This is a genomic window from Pseudomonas sp. S9, assembly GCF_000222125.1.
Taxonomy (GTDB): domain Bacteria; phylum Pseudomonadota; class Gammaproteobacteria; order Pseudomonadales; family Pseudomonadaceae; genus Aquipseudomonas; species Aquipseudomonas segetis.
Genome location: NZ_AFFX01000002.1, coordinates 63,954 through 77,976 on the forward strand (window position 1 = coordinate 63,954; position 14,023 = coordinate 77,976).

15 protein-coding genes are annotated in these 14,023 nt (G+C 57.3%); 9 read left to right on the forward strand and 6 right to left on the reverse strand.

Annotation, left to right across the window (positions count from 1 at the left end; translation table 11 throughout):
• Window position 1: 1 nt before the first annotated feature.
• The 3 genes from PSES9_RS0104045 to PSES9_RS0104055 form a co-directional block, all read right to left on the reverse strand.
• Window positions 2-445, reverse strand: a complete 444-nt coding sequence (locus tag PSES9_RS0104045; RefSeq protein WP_010484388.1) for a tripartite tricarboxylate transporter TctB family protein — start codon at window positions 443-445, stop codon at window positions 2-4.
• 104 nt (window positions 446-549) lie between these two features.
• Window positions 550-1,527: a Bug family tripartite tricarboxylate transporter substrate binding protein gene (locus PSES9_RS0104050; RefSeq protein WP_010484390.1), complete on the reverse strand. Its 978-nt coding sequence runs from the start codon at window positions 1,525-1,527 to the stop codon at window positions 550-552.
• 47 nt (window positions 1,528-1,574) lie between these two features.
• On the reverse strand, window positions 1,575-2,822 hold the full coding sequence (locus PSES9_RS0104055; RefSeq protein ID WP_010484393.1) for an OprD family porin: 1,248 nt from the start codon (window positions 2,820-2,822) through the stop codon (window positions 1,575-1,577).
• 234 nt (window positions 2,823-3,056) lie between these two features.
• On the opposite strand from PSES9_RS0104055, the gene PSES9_RS0104065 reads away from it, so the two are divergent.
• Window positions 3,057-3,728: a response regulator gene (locus PSES9_RS0104065; RefSeq protein ID WP_010484395.1), complete on the forward strand. Its 672-nt coding sequence runs from the start codon at window positions 3,057-3,059 to the stop codon at window positions 3,726-3,728.
• Window positions 3,721-5,115: a sensor histidine kinase gene (locus PSES9_RS0104070; RefSeq protein ID WP_010484397.1), complete on the forward strand. Its 1,395-nt coding sequence runs from the start codon at window positions 3,721-3,723 to the stop codon at window positions 5,113-5,115. Before PSES9_RS0104065 ends, PSES9_RS0104070 begins: the two co-directional genes overlap by 8 nt.
• A gap of 54 nt (window positions 5,116-5,169) precedes the next feature.
• On the opposite strand, the gene PSES9_RS0104075 is transcribed toward PSES9_RS0104070, so the two are convergent.
• The gene (locus tag PSES9_RS0104075) at window positions 5,170-6,006 is read right to left on the reverse strand and encodes an HDOD domain-containing protein (protein WP_010484398.1); all 837 of its coding nucleotides are present in this window, start codon (window positions 6,004-6,006) and stop codon (window positions 5,170-5,172) included.
• A gap of 96 nt (window positions 6,007-6,102) precedes the next feature.
• Window positions 6,103-7,044, reverse strand: a complete 942-nt coding sequence (gene ygfZ, locus PSES9_RS0104080) for a CAF17-like 4Fe-4S cluster assembly/insertion protein YgfZ (RefSeq protein WP_010484400.1) — start codon at window positions 7,042-7,044, stop codon at window positions 6,103-6,105.
• Between the two features lie 180 nt (window positions 7,045-7,224).
• Between ygfZ and PSES9_RS0104085 the strand changes: the two genes are divergently transcribed.
• Both PSES9_RS0104085 and PSES9_RS0104090 read left to right on the forward strand, forming a co-directional pair.
• The gene (locus tag PSES9_RS0104085) at window positions 7,225-7,479 is read left to right on the forward strand and encodes an FAD assembly factor SdhE (protein WP_010484402.1); all 255 of its coding nucleotides are present in this window, start codon (window positions 7,225-7,227) and stop codon (window positions 7,477-7,479) included.
• Window positions 7,463-7,939, forward strand: a complete 477-nt coding sequence (locus PSES9_RS0104090; RefSeq protein ID WP_029529362.1) for a protein YgfX — start codon at window positions 7,463-7,465, stop codon at window positions 7,937-7,939. Before PSES9_RS0104085 ends, PSES9_RS0104090 begins: the two co-directional genes overlap by 17 nt.
• Here PSES9_RS0104090 and nadB read toward each other — a convergent pair.
• Complete coding sequence (gene nadB, locus PSES9_RS0104095) at window positions 7,908-9,524, reverse strand: L-aspartate oxidase (RefSeq protein ID WP_010484406.1); 1,617 nt, start codon at window positions 9,522-9,524, stop codon at window positions 7,908-7,910. The genes PSES9_RS0104090 and nadB overlap by 32 nt on opposite strands.
• A gap of 376 nt (window positions 9,525-9,900) precedes the next feature.
• Between nadB and rpoE the strand changes: the two genes are divergently transcribed.
• Genes rpoE through PSES9_RS0104120 form a run of 5 tightly spaced genes read left to right on the forward strand, consistent with a single transcriptional unit; the run spans window position 9,901 to window position 13,982 of the window.
• Complete coding sequence (gene rpoE / locus PSES9_RS0104100) at window positions 9,901-10,482, forward strand: RNA polymerase sigma factor RpoE (protein WP_010484408.1); 582 nt, start codon at window positions 9,901-9,903, stop codon at window positions 10,480-10,482.
• A gap of 31 nt (window positions 10,483-10,513) precedes the next feature.
• Window positions 10,514-11,107 (forward strand): sigma-E factor negative regulatory protein, encoded by a 594-nt coding sequence (locus tag PSES9_RS0104105; protein WP_010484409.1) that lies wholly within the window; start codon window positions 10,514-10,516, stop codon window positions 11,105-11,107.
• 8 nt (window positions 11,108-11,115) lie between these two features.
• A complete protein-coding gene (locus PSES9_RS0104110) occupies window positions 11,116-12,069 on the forward strand; it encodes a MucB/RseB C-terminal domain-containing protein (protein ID WP_010484410.1) in 954 nt (317 codons plus the stop codon).
• The gene (locus PSES9_RS0104115) at window positions 12,066-12,521 is read left to right on the forward strand and encodes a SoxR reducing system RseC family protein (RefSeq protein ID WP_010484412.1); all 456 of its coding nucleotides are present in this window, start codon (window positions 12,066-12,068) and stop codon (window positions 12,519-12,521) included. The genes PSES9_RS0104110 and PSES9_RS0104115 overlap by 4 nt, the downstream gene beginning before the upstream one ends.
• Before the next feature lie 33 nt (window positions 12,522-12,554).
• Window positions 12,555-13,982: a DegQ family serine endoprotease gene (locus tag PSES9_RS0104120; RefSeq protein WP_029529363.1), complete on the forward strand. Its 1,428-nt coding sequence runs from the start codon at window positions 12,555-12,557 to the stop codon at window positions 13,980-13,982.
• Window positions 13,983-14,023: the final 41 nt, after the last annotated feature.

Here is a 14,023-nt window from a genome sequence, read left to right on the forward strand (position 1 = left end):
CTCAATCCTCCACGAAGGCTTCTAGCACGCCAAGCGGCAGAGGCACATCCAGCAAATAATCAAACAACAGGAACAGCAGGATGCCCATCAATACGGCGCTGATCAGGCACGGCAGCGGGCGGCCAGTGAACAGCAGGCCAAGCAGGAAAACTGCAACACAGGTACTCAAAACAAACCCCAGGGGCTCGAACGTCAGGGCATAGGCCAGCAGTACGAGCACACACATGGCCGACCGTTTCACGGTTGGGATGTGCAGCTGTTGTTCCATCAGACCTGGCTTGATGATCAGCCACAACGCGCCAGCCCCCATCAGCCCCAGCAGCAGCAGCGGATAAGCGCGAGGGCCTACAGGGTCGTAGGCGAAGGGTGCCTGGAACCCCCAGGCGACGAAGGCGAGCCAGATGCACAGCAGCAACCAGATCGCAGAGAACAAGCGGACATACATGGCGGAAGTCTCGTAAAAAATCGACGCTGACAGGCGTCCAGTGCGTGGGCGCAGTGCGCCCACGTCATTGAGGCTGGATGAGCCCGGTTTTGCTGGTCCTGGCTTTACTGGACCAGGCCGAACTCACCGGCAAGCTTCTTGTAGTCTTCAACTTGCTTGAAGACGAAGGTTTTCAACTCATCACCGGTCAGCGACAGTGGCAACAGGTCGCGTTGTTCACGCAACTTGGCGAAGTCTTCGCTGGCGAGCATGGTGTCGAACTGCTGTTTCCACCAGTTGTACTGCTCGTCGCTGACTTCCGGGCCTACGTAGAAGCCGCGAATAACCGGCCAGCTGATGTCGTAGCCTTGCTCTTTAGCTGTTGGGATATCGGCCAGTTTGCCCGGCAGGCGTTCATCGGAAAGCACCGCAAGAATGCGGATCTTCTTGGCTTCGATCTGCGGGGTGACTTCACCCAGGCCGCTGCTGGTCACCTGAACATGGCCACCGAGCATGGCTGTTACGGTTTCGCCGCCGCCTTCAAAGGCCACATAGCGCAGGTTTTTCGGATCGATACCGGCTGCGCGGGCAATCAGCGCGGTTTGCATCCAATCCTGGCCGCCGATGGTTGCACCTGCGCCGAATACTACGCTCGATGGATCTTTTTTCAGGGCTTTGATCAGGTCGTCAAGGTTCTGATAAGGCGAGTCTGCACGTACGGTGATCGCGCCGTAGTCAGTACCGACCGCCGCCAGCCAGCGCACGGCTGATTCGTCATAACGCCCGAATTTGCCCTGTGCCAGGTTAAGCAGCGAACCACTGGAAAACGCCACGATAGTGCCCGGGTCATCCGCGCGCTGGGCGACAACGGCGTTGTAGGCAACGGCGCCAACACCGCCAGGCATATAGGTAACGCGCATGGGCTTTTTCAGCAGGCCGCCATCTTTCAGGCCACTTTGTGCCAGCTTGCAGGTCAGGTCGAAACCACCGCCGGGCTTGGCCGGGGCGATACATTCGGGACGCTTGGGTTCTGCGGCGAGCAGTTGACCGGCAAATGCCAGGCAGGCTGTGGCCAGGGCGATTCGGGTAAAGGCAGTTTTCATTGACTGTTCCTCTTGGGTTTTTATTGTGCTTACCAGACGGTTAGCGATTAGCCGATCACGATGCGGTTTTCGTCGGCGTTGCGGGCAAAGTCAGAACGGAAAGAAGCGTTACGCAGCCGTACATACAGGTCTTTCATTGGGCCGCTTTGGACCACGTACTTGAGTTCAATGTCACGCTCCCACTCATCGCCCGTTTCGTTGCTGCCAGCGATTTGCGCGTCGCTGCCACTGATGTAGCGGGTAAGGAAGCTCAGGCCAGGCACGCCTATCGCGCCGAAGTCGTAGTCGTAGCGCGCTTGCCACGAGCGTTCATCGGCATTGGCGAAGTCGTTTATTTGCACAAAGTTGACCAGGAACGGATCAGTGCCGTCGACATAGGCGAAGCCGGTGTCTCCGCTCATGTCTTGATAGGCCAAGCTTAGCTTATGGCCGCTGAGGCCATAGCTGACCATGCCGTTGAGTGCGCGGTTATCTACTTTGCCTGCGTTGGCGGCGCCGTGGTCGTCGCTGAGCGAAAGACGCAGGTCGGCGGTAAAGGTGCCTGGGCCAATCGGTTGCGAGGCCTTGAGACCAAAGAAGTGCTGGCGATAGATGTCATCAAGTTCGGCGAAGTGATAACGGCCGGTAATGCGGTCGGTGAACTGGTAGTCGGCCCCAGCCAGGGTCAAGTGATCAGCCGTTGCCGAGCTGGCAAAGCGACGGTTCTTGTTATTCAGCGCAAGGTCCTGGTTGTTACTTGAGTCACGATCCTTGACTTCATCGATACGGCCGCCGGTGAAGGTCAGGTTGCTGATGTCCTTGGAGGTGACCAGGCCGCCTTCGAATGTTTGCGGCAGAATCCGACTGTCGTTGGTTTTGAGCGTAGGCAGTTCAGGCATCAAGGTACCGATCTTCAATTCGGTCGCCGAAATCTTGACCTTGCCGGTCAGCCCCAGGTGCGAGTAGTCATCCGCTGCGCGACCATCGTCATGGGTCGGCAACAGGCCGGTACCGGTGCGATCCGGGCTGGAGTCAAGTTTCAGGCCGAGCAACCCCAATGCATCAACCCCGAAGCCAACAGTGCCTTCGGTGTAGCCTGATTGAATATCGAAGATAAAACCCTGGGCCCATTCTTCGCGTTTGTTCTGGCCTGTGCCTTCACGGAAGTCGCGATTCAGGTAAATATTGTTGGCGGTCAGGGTGCCGGAGCTGTCTTTAAAGAACTCGGCATGGGCGGTAGGTGCGAGCAAGGCGCTGCTGACAGCTACGCTAAGCAGATTAACAGGCGTAAAAGTCTTGCTTGATGCTGATGGCATCCTGTGGTCTCCGATGTTGTTGTTTTTGTAGCAGATGCACGCCACTGTGCTATCCGCTCGGGTAAGTGGATCGAGCCACTTGAGAGCGATGCTATTGGGCCAAGCTTTCAGCAACCTTTCATTGCTGAAAGTTTTTCCCTGGCGCCAGGCAGGTGATTGCCTGCTTCACAATTGACCCGGTGGGGTAAACTGCAGCGCTGCTTTTAACCGGCTACTTTGATCTTGGAGACGATGGTGCGAATACTGTTGGTTGAAGACCATCCGCAGCTTGCGGCAAGTGTGGCGCAGGCCCTCAAGAGCGCTGGCTGGACTGTCGATATGCTGCATGACGGCGTGGCGGCTGACCTAGCCCTGAGCAGTGAGCAATATGCCCTGGCGATTCTTGATATCGGCCTGCCACGCATGGACGGTTTCGAGGTGCTGGCTCGCTTGCGAGATCGTGGCAACACCTTGCCGGTGCTGATGCTCACGGCGCGTGGAGAAGTCAAAGACCGTGTTCATGGCCTCAATCTTGGGGCTGATGACTACCTGGCCAAGCCCTTCGAGTTGAGCGAGTTGGAAGCGCGGGTCAAGGCATTGCTGCGGCGTACCGTACTGGGCGGCGAGCAAGTACAGCGTTGTGGCGAGTTGGTCTACGATCTGGCGACGCGACGCTTTCATCTGCATGAAGAGTTGCTGACCCTGACCTCGCGAGAGCAAGCCGTGCTCGAAGCGATGATTGCCCGCCCTGGACGGGTCATGAGCAAAGAGCAATTGGCCGCACAGGTGTTTGGTCTGGACGAGGATGCCAGTGCCGATGCAATTGAAATCTATATCCATCGCTTGCGTAAAAAGCTCGAAGGCAATGCAGTGAAAATCGTGACTTTCCGGGGCCTGGGTTATCTGCTGGAGGCTGTCGGTGACTGAAGTGGGCAGCTTGCGCGGGCGCCTGCTTTGGCGATTGGCTATTTTGCTTGCGATCATACTGCTGGTCAGCAGTGTCAGTGCTTACCTGAGTGCCCGGCGTGCGGCGGATACCGCCTATGACCGCACATTGCTGGCGTCCGCCAGGGCGATTGCCGATGGCCTGTATACGGAAGAGGGCAGGCTCAGGGCCAACGTTCCCTATGTAGCGCTGGACACCTTTGCCTATGACAGCGCCGGACGGATCTATTACCAGGTCATTGGCCTCAACGGTGCCCTGGTCTCTGGTTATGATGACTTGCCTGCAGCGCCGCCTGGCACCAAGCGAACCGATGATTACCCGGCGCTGGCGCATTTTTATAATGGTCAATATCGAGGCCAGGGCGTGCGTGTCGTCAGCCTTTGGCAACCCGTCAGCGAACCGCAGTTGAACGGCCTGGCCGAGATTAGGGTCGCGGAAACCCAGGGCGCCCGTGAGCGTCTGGCGCGGGACCTGTTGTACGGCACCCTGTGGCGCATGGGGTTGCTTTCAGTCAGCGCCCTGGGCCTGGTGTGGTTGGCGGTCAGTGCCACCTTGCGCCCGCTGAACCGTTTGCGCCGTACAGTCGCTGAGCGTGCTCGGGAAGATTTGCGTCCGTTGCCGGACGCTGACATGCCACGTGAGTTGCGGCCTCTGGTCGGGGCGTTGAATCAGTTCAATGAGCGCTTGCACCAGTTATTCGAGCGCCAGTCGCAATTTATTGCCGATGCGGCGCATGAGTTACGCACTCCGCTGGCGGCGATCAAGGCAAGGGTTGAACTGGGGCTGCGTTCGGATAACCCTGATGTCTGGAAGAGTACGTTGGAGTCTGCGGCGCAAAATACCGATCGCCTGACGCATTTGGCCAACCAGCTGTTATCCATGGCGCGAATTGAAAGCGGTGCACGAGCTATAACCGAGGGCGGTGCCGAGCAGCTTGACCTGAGTCAGTTGGCTCGCGAGCTGGGTTTGGCGCTGGCGCCCTTGGCGCACGCCCAGGGCGTTTCTCTGGCCTTGGAGGCGGACAAGCCGATCTGGCTGCATGGCGAGCCGACATTGCTCAATGAGTTGCTTTCCAACCTGGTGGATAACGCCATCGCCCACGCCCCATCGGGCGGCAATGTGATTATTCGGGTCATCGAGCCCTGCATCCTTGAGGTCGAAGATGATGGGCCTGGCATTCCAGAGGCTGAGCGTGAGAAGGTCTTCGAGCGGTTTTACCGGCGCAACGCCCAGGGTTCAGGGGCAGGTCTGGGCTTAGCGATAGTCGGTGAGATCTGTCGCGCGCATCAGGCGCAGGTCAGCCTTCATCAGTCAGCCAGTGGTGGCTTGCGCGTGCGCGTATCATTTCTTGCCGCTGAAGGTGCCTGAGGCCACTGCGAGCCAAGACTTCCTCGAACCTGCCAAGGAAGTCTTGGGCCAACATCACTGCAGCATTTTCATGGCTGCTTCCATGTCTGCCGCCAGGTCCTTGTCTTCCTGGACGTCAACGTTGGGGTCCAGGCCCAGCTTGGCGAACGCCGGAACCGTACCCCAGTCAAGCTGAGTATAGGGATGGTCGGTACCCAGGTAGCTTTGCAGTGTGGCCACTTGGACGATATCGACGTAATCGACCTTGGCACTATTGCGGCTGAAATCCAGGTGCTGGCTGGGCACCATGCTGATCAGCTCGGGGAAATCCCAGGCGCGTAGAATGCGGTCGCCAATGATGGGGTGAATATTGTCGATCACATGGCTCAGGCTGATGGCGTCGGCCAGTAACTCACTGTTTTCTTCTGCATAGGTCAGGATCGGCAGCACGCCAATCTGGTGCACCAATCCGGCGAGGGTTGCCTGGTCTGGCATCAAACGCGTGTAGTGGCGGCAAAGTACATGGCAGATGCCTGCAATTTCGGTGCTTTTGGTCCAGACCTCGCGCATTTTTCGATCCACCACATCCGTGGTTGCCTGGAACATTTGCTCCATGGCCAGGCCGATAGCCAGGTTGCAGGTGTAATTGATACCCAGGCGGCTGATCGCCATCTGCAAATCGGTGATTTCGCGGCTGGAGCGCAAAAGCGGGCTGTTAACCACCTTGATAATGCGAGCCGTGAGCGCTGCGTCGTTGCCGATGACTTTGCTGATCTGTGGCACGCCGATGTCCGGGTCTTCGGCAGCATCGCGTACTTTCAGTGCTACTTCAGGCAATGTCGGTAAGACGAGTTGATCGTTATCAATGGCCTCAATCAGTTCCTGTTGGACCTTCTCGGCAAGTTTGCTCATCGTTGTTCTCGTGTAGGTTGGGCAACTTGAAGTTTACGCAGCGGTTCAGTTTTATCGCGTGTGGTATTTCGCTTTTATGAGGTTTGCCGCATGGCGTCAGCGCTGGATGTCGCGATCCGAATCCAGGGTATAGGGCAGGTCGAGCAGGTGCAGGGGCAAGCCCTCAGCGTCACCCAGCTTCAAGTCAGCGCTTTGGGCTGCGTCATTTTGCAATACGGCCAGTAACTCGATGCCGTCGTCACTGCGCGCCGCCGCCACGACTTCACCAACCGAGGAGCTGTGCACGCTGGAGAATATCTCTGTTGCCGGTGCAGGCAATTGCTGGCTGTCGAGGGCCAGGCGGTACAAGCGGCGCTTGAGCTTACCCAGGTATTGCATGCGTGCGACGATTTCCTGGCCGGTGTAGCAGCCTTTCTTGAAGCTCACCCCGCCCAGGGCTTGCAGGTTGAGCATCTGTGGAATGAACAGCTCGCGGGTGCTGCCTTGCACATGGCCAATACCCTGGCGAATTTGTTGCAGTTGCCATTGATTGAGGTCCGCCAGCGGCGCCTGTTTATTCAGGCGCTCCTGCAGGGCCTGTGCTTGCTCGGCGGGTGCCCATAGCTCAGCGCGGTTTTCACCGACGCGCACGGCAATCAGTTGTTCGCTACGGGCAACGCTGTCATTGCTCGGCGCCAGATCAATACCCAGGTCAAGCAAGGCTTGATCGCAGTTGTTGAGGCCAAAACGTACCCACTGGTCGGTTTCGTCAGTCAGTTTCGACTTGGAAAACACGGCATATTTCTGCAGGTCAGCGAGCTGCGGTTCCACCAGTTCAAGCGCCATTGCCAGAAGGTAGCCGTCATCCACGCTCACAACCCGGAAGCTGGAGATCATCCGGCCTTTGGGCGTACAGCGTGCACCAAGGCTCGAATGGCTTTCGTCGAGGTAGTTGAGGTTGCAGGTCAGTTGGCCCTGCAGGAATTTGTTGGCGTCCGCGCCGCGTACGGTGAGTATGCCTTCGTGACTGAGGGGGCAAAAGAAAGCGGTATCAACCATGGCAATCAAGTATCGCTGGTAAAAGTTAGGGCCTCATCATAGAGCGCCCGTAAGCGCTTGTCAGCGCCAGTATGCGATTGCTTTTATGGATAATGGCCGACAGTCAGGGTCAACAGCCTGGGCATTCGCCGGTATACTGGCGCGCTATATCAATGCCTGGCTTGCTCAAGGATCTTTCCAATGGTCGACTCGACTGAACTCAATCGTCTTTTCTGGCATAGCCGTCGCGGCATGCTTGAGCTGGATGTGTTGCTGGTGCCCTTTGTTAAAGAAGTCTATTCAGACCTCGACCCTGAAGACCAGGCGCGCTACGTCAAGCTACTTGAATGTGAGGATCAGGACATGTTCGGCTGGTTCATGCAGCGCGCTGAGCCGGAAGATGAGGATTTGAAGCGTATGGTTCGCATGATCCTGGACCGTGTCCAGCCCAAGTAGTCGCCTTGAGTTCCGCTGGCGGCCATCGGTGCGCCTGGGTGTTTTCTACCTGGCTGTCCAATCGCTCGCCCTGATAACCCTGTGGGTAATTGATCTTCCCATCTGGGCGAGCGCCGCCGCGACATTGGCCTGTGGGCTGCACATGGCCTGGGTTTATCCAAGATATATATCGTTGGCCGCTCCCGAAGCCCTGACGGCGTTGCGCCGGGTCGATGATGATTGGCAACTGTGGAGTGACGCCGAGGGTTGGCGCTCCATCCAGTTGTTGCCAGACAGCCTGGCGTTGCCGTGGTTGATCTTCTTGCGCTTCCGCTGGGCAGGCCCGGCACCGGACCGCATGGCTGGTATCGCAATGGCGCATAGCCTTTGCATCCCGCGCGACGCCATGTCCGAGACCGGGCACAGGCGCTTGCGCGTTCGGCTTAGATTCAGCCCGCGTAGATGGGAGGCTGCAGGATAGTGTCTTCTGCGTGCGCGAGCATCCCGGGGTAATCCAGGGTGTAGTGCAGGCCCCGTGACTCCTTGCGTTGCATGGCTGAGCGAATCATCAGTTCAGCCACTTGCGCCAGGTTGCGCAGCTCGATCAGGTCCCTGCTGACTTTATAGTTGCTGTAGAACTCATCGATCTCGTCAAGCAGCAGACGGACGCGGTGCTCGGCGCGTTGCAGGCGCTTATTGGTCCGTACAATGCCAACGTAATCCCACATGAAGCGTCGAAGTTCGTCCCAGTTATGCGCAATGATCACATCCTCGTCAGAGTCGGTAACCTGGCTCGCATCCCAGTCGGGCACGTTGTGCGGTATGGCTATGTCGTCTAGTTGGCGGGCTATGTCGTCCGCCGCCGCGCGGGCATAGACGAAGCACTCCAGCAATGAGTTGCTGGCCATGCGGTTGGCGCCATGCAAACCGGTGAAACTGGTTTCGCCAATTGCATAGAGGCCGGGAACATCGGTGTGTCCCGCTTGATCGACAACCACGCCGCCACAGGTGTAGTGCGCCGCTGGTACCACCGGGATGGGCTCTTTGGTGATGTCGATACCGAAGTCCAGGCAGCGTTCATAAACAGTGGGGAAGTGCGATTTCACGAAATCGGCAGGCTTGTGGCTGATATCCAGGTAGACGCAATCGATACCCAGGCGCTTCATTTCATGGTCGATTGCCCGGGCCACGATATCGCGCGGTGCGAGTTCGGCACGCTCATCGAAGCGCTGCATAAAGCGCGAGCCATTGGGGAGCTTGAGATGGGCGCCTTCGCCACGCAAGGCCTCGGTGATCAGGAAGCTCTTGGCTTGCGGGTGGTACAGGCAAGTCGGATGGAACTGGTTGAACTCCAGGTTGCCAACCCGGCAGCCCGCCCGCCAGGCCATGGCGATGCCGTCTCCGCAAGCACCATCTGGGTTGCTGGTGTACAGGTATACCTTCGCTGCTCCGCCGGTGGCGAGAATAACGAAACGCGCGCTATAGGTGTCGACGTGGCCGGTCTCGCGATTGAGCACGTAGGCCCCGAGACAGCGTTCGCCCTCCAGGCCCAGCTTGCGCTCGGTAATCAGGTCGACTGCAACGCGCTGTTCAAGCAGCTGTATATTGTCGCGCTGCTGGGCTTGTTCAAGCAGGGTTTTGAATATTGCTGCACCGGTTGCATCGGCTGCGTGAATAATACGTCTGTGGCTGTGACCACCTTCGCGGGTCAGGTGGAACTCAAATCCACCGTCCTCGCGTGCGGTTTCATCATCACGGGTGAACGGCACGCCCTGGTCGATCAGCCATTGGATTGCTTCACGGCTGTGTTCAACGGTGAAACGCACGGCATCCTCGCGACACAAGCCACCACCGGCATTAAGGGTGTCTTCTACGTGCGACTCAACGGTATCGAGGTCGTCAAGCACTGCCGCGACACCGCCTTGGGCCCAGAAAGTCGAGCCATTGGCCAATGCGCCCTTGCTCAATACCGCGATATTGAGGTGCGCCGGCAAGGTCAGGGCGAGGGTAAGGCCGGCAGCGCCGCTACCAATAACCAGAACATCGTGTTGAAAATGGTGGTTCATGAGCTGATTCCGCGAGAATGCCCCACTAGTATATAGAGGGGGGGCGCGTCACAATAGCCGGCTTGATGCGGTGTGAGCGCCAAGGGAACTTTTTATGAGTTTTCAGGTTCTATTAGCGGTCACCCGGAGAGGGACATTGTTTGCTTATCGTGCCAGATTGCCTCTAGATCGCGGCTTTTGACGATAATCCAAACGTTCTAAGATTATTTGCGCAGGTCAATGGCGCCGCCTTGACCTGCGCAGTTTCATGCAGAGCAGAAAAAATCTGCAAGAAGCTTGGTTGGAGGGGAGAACTTTTGCGCAACGCCCGAGTCTATTTTTGCAAGCCGGTTTATTGGCTGGCGCTGCACTCCTCACAATTCACTAAGGAGTGTTCATGCTAAGCCAGGAAGAGGATCAGCAGCTTGTTGAGCGTGTCCAGCGCGGCGATAAGCGAGCGTTTGATCTATTGGTGTTGAAGTATCAGCACAAGATTCTAGGGCTTATCGTGCGATTCGTGCACGACACCCATGAGGCGCAAGACGTTGCTCAGGAAGCTTTTGTTAAAGCCTATCGAGCATTGGGAAACTTTCGCGGTGACAGTGCTTTCTATACATGGCTGTACCGCATTGCCATTAACACGGCAAAGAACTACCTGGTGTCGAGAGGTCGTCGGCCGCCAGATAGCGATGTAAGTGCTGAAGATGCCGAATTCTATGATGGCGATCACGCCCTCAAGGATATCGAGTCTCCAGAGCGGGCATTGCTGAGGGATGAAATCGAAGCCACCGTGCATCGTTGCATCCAGCAGTTACCAGAAGATTTACGAACGGCCCTAACATTGCGTGAATTTGATGGTCTCAGCTATGAAGACATTGCAAGTGTGATGCAGTGTCCGGTTGGTACGGTGCGCTCACGGATTTTCCGGGCGCGAGAAGCAATTGATAAGTCACTGCAGCCTTTGTTGCAAGAAACCTAAGACAGCGGCGACAGCCAAGAGAGGAATCATTATGAGTCGTGAAGCCCTGCAGGAATCGCTGTCCGCGGTGATGGATAACGAAGCGGACGAAATGGAGCTTCGGCGAGTGCTCGGCGCCAGTCATGATGCCGAGTTGCGAGCCAAATGGTCGCGCTACCAGATAGCCCGTGCCGTAATGCACAAAGAGCTGCTTGAGCCACGTTTGGACATTGCCAGTGCGGTCTCTGCTGCGATTGCCGATGAAGCCATGCCGCAAGCGCCGGGCAATGTGACTCGTGGCCCATGGCGTGCGGTTGGCCGGTTGGCTGTTGCTGCCTCGGTGACAGTGGCTGTGTTGGCGGGTGTGCGACTGTACAACCAGGATGAGCTGACCGGTACTGAGCTTGCCCAGCAAGCAGCGGCCCAACCTGCGATCAACCATGTCCAGGTGCAGGGACCTGCAATGTTGGCCGGTTTTACCACTGATGATCAGGGCTCATCCATGATACCGTCGAGTAAAGCTGAGCCAACATGGCATGAGCAGCGCTTGCCGTCCTACGTGCGTCAGCATGCTGAGCAAATTGGTTCAAATGTGACTGAAGGCGCACTGCCATACGCACGCGCAGCAAGTCTGGAAAGCCGTTAAGGAAACGCATGCGCTTTATACCCCTGACCGCCTTATTGTTAGGCGGTTGTTTGGCGTTACCTGCTGCTGCATCTGATGCGCAAGATTGGTTGCGACGCTTATCCGATGCAAGCCAGAATCAAAGCTACCATGGCACGTTCATATATGAGCGTAATGGTAGCTTTTCCACTCATAGCATTTGGCATCAGGTTGATAAGGACAAGGTCGTGCATGACCGTCTTCTTCAGCTTGATGGTCCTGCCCATGAAAGCTTCCGTGTCAATGGGCGTACTGAGTGCGTGGTTGGCGGCCTGGTTGATGAAGTCAGTGACGCCCAGGCATGGCCCGCGCGTGAACTGAATGCAAACGAGCTAGCCAAATGGTACGACATCCGCGTCATGGGCAATTCCCGCGTTGCCGGGCGAAGCGCTGTGGTTCTTGGGCTGCTTCCGCGAGACCAGCACCGCTACGGTATTGAACTGCACCTCGACAGCGAGACTGGTGTGCCGCTCAAGTCTTTGTTGCTCAATGACAAGGGGCAGATGTTAGAGCGATTCCAGTTCACTCAGTTCGATGCGAGCCAAGCCACCAATACCGAACCTGTTACTCCGAGCGCTGACTGCCAGCCAGTCAAGGTCGTTGCGGCAACGCCGCTGGATGCCAAGGCATGGCGTACCGACTGGTTGCCTCCTGGTTTTAGCTTGAGTTCAACGACCCAGAAGGTCAGCTCAATTTCCGAAGAGCCCGTAGCCTGCCTTCTATACGACGATGGCCTGGCGCGCTTTTCAGTCTTTCTTGAACCTCTCGATGGCGCAACCGCAGGGGATGCGCGCACTCAGCTTGGCCCAACAGTCGCGGTGTCGCGGCGTTTGGCGACCTCGGGGGGGGATGTCATGGTCACTGTCGTGGGGGAAATCCCGCTTGGGACTGCCGAGCGAGTGGCATTGTCAGTTCGCCAGGGTGAGGCTCAACCTCAGCCATGATCGAAGAGCAGGGGCGGGTCGTTGCAGTAGAGTCCGGCGCGGTATGGGTCGAGACACTTCGCAAAAGCACCTGCTCTACATGCTCGGCAAATGCCGGCTGCGGCCAGGGTTTGCTCGATAAGCTAGGCGTTGATAGCCGTCGAGGCTATGTGCGAGCGCTATCAAATCTGCATTTAACTGTTGGCGACCAAGTAGTGATTGGGGTGCGCGAGGATTTGCTTGTGCGCGGTTCACTGCTCGTCTACCTGATGCCCTTGATTGGGCTATTTGCGGCAGCTGTTCTTGCTGATCAGCTGTCTCTGAGTGAGCCGTGGGTAATTCTGTCAAGTTTCGCGGGGTTGGTTGCATCCTGGCTCGGGGTGCGCTGGCGGACGTCTCGTGTGGCGGAAAATCCACAATTTCAGCCGGTAGTAATGCGTGCCATATTGGCGAATGCTACGACTGTTCAATGAGTCAATCTATTCCGGATGGGGAGCTTTACGTTAATGCCTAGCCTGAAAATATGTTGTTCCGCTGTGCTCTCATTGTTGCTAATGGGGCAGGCGCTCACCGCTCGTGCTGAGCTGCCTGACTTCACTGAGTTGGTTGAGAAGGCCTCGCCCGCAGTTGTAAACATCAGTACGCGGCAAAAAATCCCAGATGCAGTCGCAAGCTCTGGCGGTATGTCTGCACCCGACCTTGAGGGGCTGCCGCCGATGTTTCGTGAATTCTTCGAGCGCAGCATTCCACAGCAGCCACGACCGCCGAGCCATGGCCGTCAGCGTGAAGCGCAATCGCTGGGTTCTGGGTTCATTATTTCCTCCGACGGCTACATCATGACCAACAATCATGTGATCGCCGATGCCGATGAAATCATTGTTCGCCTGTCGGATCGCAGTGAGCTCGAGGCCAAGGTGATCGGCGCAGACCCGCGCAGTGACGTGGCCCTGCTCAAGGTCGATGCCAAGGACCTGCCCACAGTAAAGCTGGGCAAGTCGGAAGACCTCAAGGTCGGTGAGTGGGTGTTGGCCATTGGTTCGCCATTTGGTTTCGACCATTCGGTGACGGCCGGTATCGTCAGCGCCAAGGGGCGTAGTCTGCCGAATGAAAGCTACGTGCCTTTTATTCAGACCGATGTGGCGATCAACCCAGGCAACTCAGGCGGTCCGCTGTTCAACCTCGAGGGTGAGGTCGTAGGCATCAACTCGCAGATTTTCACCCGTTCCGGTGGTTTCATGGGGTTGTCCTTTGCGATTCCCATGAGCGTGGCAATGGATGTAGCTGATCAACTCAAGGCTGATGGTAAGGTCAGTCGCGGCTGGCTGGGCGTGGTCATCCAGGAAGTGAACAAGGACCTGGCCGAGTCGTTTGGCTTGGACAAGCCGGCAGGCGCCCTGGTTGCCCCGGTGCTTGAAGGTGGCCCGGGTGCCAAGAGTGGTTTGCAGGTGGGTGATGTAATCCTGAGCCTCAATGGCAAGCCGATCATCATGTCTGCTGACCTGCCGCACCTTGTCGGTGGCTTGAAGCCTGGTTCCAAGGCGAAGATGGAAGTTGTTCGTGATGGCGCTCGCAAGACGCTTGACCTGACCATCGGCTCGCTACCTGAAGATGGCACTGCTCTGGCTGGCGATGCGGCACCAAGCGCCGAGCAAAGCAGCAACCGCCTGGGCGTTAAAGTGGCTGAGTTGAGCGCCGAGCAAAAGAAAGCGCTGGATCTCAAGGGTGGCGTGGTGATCAGCGAGGTCATGGATGGACCGGCTGCGTTGATCGGTTTGCGTCAGGGGGATGTCATTACTCACCTGAACAATCAGGCGATTGACTCTGGCAAAACCTTTGCGGCTGTCGCCAAGGCCCTGCCGAAGGATCGCTCGGTGTCGATGCGCGTATTGCGCAAGGGCCGCGCAAGCTTCATTACCTTCAAATTGTCTGAGTAACAGTCGGCAGCGGAAAAGGGCGATTTAATCGCCCTTTTTTG

Excerpts from the sequence above, each read along its gene's own strand:
- PSES9_RS0104075 (WP_010484398.1), bottom strand. The coding sequence starts at position 6,006 with ATGAGCAAACTTGCCGAGAAGGTCCAACAGGAACTGATTGAGGCCATT.
- PSES9_RS0104050 (WP_010484390.1), bottom strand. The coding sequence starts at position 1,527 with ATGAAAACTGCCTTTACCCGAATCGCCCTGGCCACAGCCTGCCTGGCA.
- PSES9_RS0104110 (WP_010484410.1), top strand. The coding sequence starts at position 11,116 with ATGCGCTTTATACCCCTGACCGCCTTATTGTTAGGCGGTTGTTTGGCG.
- PSES9_RS0104085 (WP_010484402.1), top strand. The coding sequence starts at position 7,225 with ATGGTCGACTCGACTGAACTCAATCGTCTTTTCTGGCATAGCCGTCGC.
- nadB (WP_010484406.1), bottom strand. The coding sequence starts at position 9,524 with ATGAACCACCATTTTCAACACGATGTTCTGGTTATTGGTAGCGGCGCT.
- PSES9_RS0104115 (WP_010484412.1), top strand. The coding sequence starts at position 12,066 with ATGATCGAAGAGCAGGGGCGGGTCGTTGCAGTAGAGTCCGGCGCGGTA.
- PSES9_RS0104105 (WP_010484409.1), top strand. The coding sequence starts at position 10,514 with ATGAGTCGTGAAGCCCTGCAGGAATCGCTGTCCGCGGTGATGGATAAC.
- ygfZ (WP_010484400.1), bottom strand. The coding sequence starts at position 7,044 with ATGGTTGATACCGCTTTCTTTTGCCCCCTCAGTCACGAAGGCATACTC.
- PSES9_RS0104055 (WP_010484393.1), bottom strand. The coding sequence starts at position 2,822 with ATGCCATCAGCATCAAGCAAGACTTTTACGCCTGTTAATCTGCTTAGC.
- PSES9_RS0104120 (WP_029529363.1), top strand. The coding sequence starts at position 12,555 with ATGCCTAGCCTGAAAATATGTTGTTCCGCTGTGCTCTCATTGTTGCTA.
- PSES9_RS0104045 (WP_010484388.1), bottom strand. The coding sequence starts at position 445 with ATGTATGTCCGCTTGTTCTCTGCGATCTGGTTGCTGCTGTGCATCTGG.
- rpoE (WP_010484408.1), top strand. The coding sequence starts at position 9,901 with ATGCTAAGCCAGGAAGAGGATCAGCAGCTTGTTGAGCGTGTCCAGCGC.